Genomic DNA, 2,652 nt, shown 5'->3' with positions numbered 1-2,652 from the left:
GCCGCCGCACACGGTGCCCGCTCCGGCGGACGAGGCCGGCGGCGTCGCCCGCCGGGGTGCGGGCGTGGCCCGCACGGCGGCGGGCCCCGACGCTTACGCGCGGCGCCGGGAGGAGCGGCTGCGCGAGGAGACCCTTGCATCCGTGCGGCGAGGCGAGCGTGTCGGCTACGGCTGCCCCGGCGTCGGCGGGCCGGCTGCCGGAGGCCCTCGTCCACGTCGAGGAGACGCGGGAACCGGACCGGTGGGACGGCAGCGCCTCGCTGCCGTCCCCCGGGGCCGTCCCGCGCTCAGACCTTGCGGTAGCGGGCGTTGGCCCAGGAGAAGAGGCCGAAAGCCGCCAGACCGAGAGCGATGAGCACGAGCAGCCAGGGCCCCGCGGGCGTCTCGGTGAAGGAGCGCAGGGTGTCGTCCATGCCCTTGGCTCGGCCGGGTTCGTGCCGGACGGCAGCCGCCAGGGCGAACCCGCCCGCCGTGGCGAAGACCGCGCCCCGGACGACACCGCCGAAGACGCCTGTGACATCGACGGCCTGACGGGTCCTCTTCGTCATCTCACCCATCTTCAGGTGCTTGTGGTACTTGCGTGCCACGGCCCGGTAGGCCATCCAGAGACCCGCGCAGATCACGGCGGCGCCCGCGATCCCCACGATCCACTGGCCACCGGTCCATTGCAGGGCACGCGCCGTGACGTCGTCGGTCTGCTTGTCGCTCGATCCGCTTCCGCTGCTCTGGTCACCGGCGGCGTAGGAGAGCACGGAGTACGACACGAAGGCGTAGAAGAGGAAGCGCCCCGCCGCCATGGCCCGCTTGTTCGCCTTGTCACCGTCGGGCCCCGCCTGGCCGAAGAGCGCCTCGGACAGCCGCCAGAGAGCCATGCCGGCCAGCGCCACACCGAGCGCCCACAGCAGGACGTTCCCGAAGGGCTTCTCGGCTATCTCCGCGATCGCCCCGCCCCGGTCGGCCTGCTTCCCGCCTCCGTCGGAGAAGGCGATGCGCAGGGCCAGCAGGCCCACCAGGAGGTAGATCACCCCTCGTGCCACGAACCCGGCGCGGGCCCCCGCGTCCATGGCTTTGCTGCGCGCGGCTCTTCGGGCCTGACCACGTGCGTTCATCGACAGCGCCTTCGCATTCATGCACTGCCGGATGCCCCTGAAACGGCGATCAATGCGAGAGGGCTACACGTCCTCGTCCCCGGCCCCGCTCCCGGCCGGTGCCTGCCCCTTCGCACGTCGGCCGACGACGGCCGCCGCCGCCAGGGCGCTGCCGGCGAACGCGAGGGCGACGATCCACGGCCGGTCGAGGACATGGCAGGTGGCATGGTCCAGGGAGTAGCGTCCGGCGCCCGTCACCCCGATCGCGGCGGCGGTGAAGCCGAGGAAGGCCGGGTATTCGTAGCCGCCGCCCGTCGCGAAGAAACCGGCGGGCGCGTGCACGGCGACCGCGCCCGCCATCGTGCCCGCCGCGGCCGCACCGGCCGCAGGGGTGGCGAGGCCGAGGGCCAGCAGGAGCCCGCCGCCCGCCTCGCCGAGTCCGGCGGCCAGCGCGCTGTGCTTCGGCGGGTGGAAGCCCATGGCTTCCATCGCCGCGGTGGTGCCCTCGATCCCCCCGCCACCGAACCAGCCGGCCAGCTTCTGGCTGCCGTGGGCCGCCAGGACGGCTCCTGTACCGGCCCTGAGGACGAGAAGTCCGAGGTCACGCCGGTTGATGCAGGTCATGAGGTTCTCCTGTCGACAAGGAGGAGCGGCGGCGAGCCGTACGGATCCACTCTCGTCCGGCCGGGCGGCGGGGGCCGGTGGTGTTACGCCATCCGTGGACCGGGCCTTGCGGGAACTGCGACGTACGCCATTGTGCAACTAGTTGCATAAGGCTGTTCGGGTGGTCTACAACTGGCTCGACGACACTGCGAGGAGACCCGGATGAGCCCGTACCCCACCCTGCTGAGCCCGCTCGACCTCGGATTCACCACGCTCCCGAACCGGGTCCTCATGGGGTCGATGCACATCGGTCTGGAGGAGGCCGAGCGCGGTTTCGAGCGGATGGCCGCCTTCTACGCGGCCCGCGCACGCGGCGGGGTGGGCCTGATGGTCACCGGGGGGATCGCGCCCAGCGAGCGCGGGTGCTCCTTCCCCGGCGGGGCCAGGATGACGACCGAGGCGGAGGCGGAACAGCACACCGAGGTCACGGCCGCCGTGCACGCGGCGGGCGGCAGGATCGCGATGCAGATCCTGCACTTCGGGCGCTACGCCCATCACCCGGACCTGGTGGCGCCGAGCGCGCTCAAGGCCCCGATCAGCGGGTTCACCCCGCACGCGCTGGACGACGACGAGGTCGAGGAGACCGTCGAGGACTTCGTGCGGGCCGCGGAGCTCGCCCGCCGTGCGGGTTACGACGGTGTCGAGATCATGGGCTCGGAGGGTTATCTGATCAATGAGTTCATCGTCACGGCGACGAATCACCGTGAGGACCGCTGGGGCGGTTCGTACGAGAACCGCATCCGCTTCCCCGTCGAGATCGTGCGCCGTGTCCGTGAACGCGTCGGCCCCGACTTCATCCTGATCTACCGGCTGTCCATGCTGGATCTGGTGCCCGGGGGTTCCACGCTGGAGGAGGTCGTCCACCTCGCCCGCGAGATCGAGGCGGCCGGGGCGACCATCA

General features: G+C 71.9%; 2 protein-coding genes and 1 pseudogene. 1 reads left to right on the top strand and 2 read right to left on the bottom strand.

Annotated elements, in window-relative coordinates:
- Positions 1 to 287 precede the first annotated feature (287 nt).
- Both VN520_RS31735 and VN520_RS31730 read right to left on the bottom strand, forming a co-directional pair.
- Positions 288 to 1,109: a DUF1206 domain-containing protein gene (locus tag VN520_RS31735; RefSeq protein WP_414720010.1), complete on the bottom strand. Its 822-nt coding sequence runs from the start codon at positions 1,107 to 1,109 to the stop codon at positions 288 to 290.
- 63 nt (positions 1,110 to 1,172) lie between these two features.
- Positions 1,173 to 1,712 carry a DoxX family protein gene (locus VN520_RS31730; protein WP_325750384.1) on the bottom strand — a complete coding sequence of 180 codons (540 nt, stop codon included), beginning with the start codon at positions 1,710 to 1,712 and terminating at the stop codon, positions 1,173 to 1,175.
- A gap of 201 nt (positions 1,713 to 1,913) precedes the next feature.
- Here VN520_RS31730 and fadH point away from each other — a divergent pair.
- A pseudogene (gene fadH / locus VN520_RS31725) lies at positions 1,914 to 2,652 on the top strand (NADPH-dependent 2,4-dienoyl-CoA reductase); the annotation flags it as partial.

This window comes from Streptomyces sp., from assembly GCF_035563135.1.
In the GTDB taxonomy this organism is placed as follows: Bacteria; Actinomycetota; Actinomycetes; order Streptomycetales; family Streptomycetaceae; genus Streptomyces.
The sequence above is the reverse complement of the archived record's forward strand: the minus strand, read 5'-3'. Positions and strand labels throughout refer to the sequence as shown.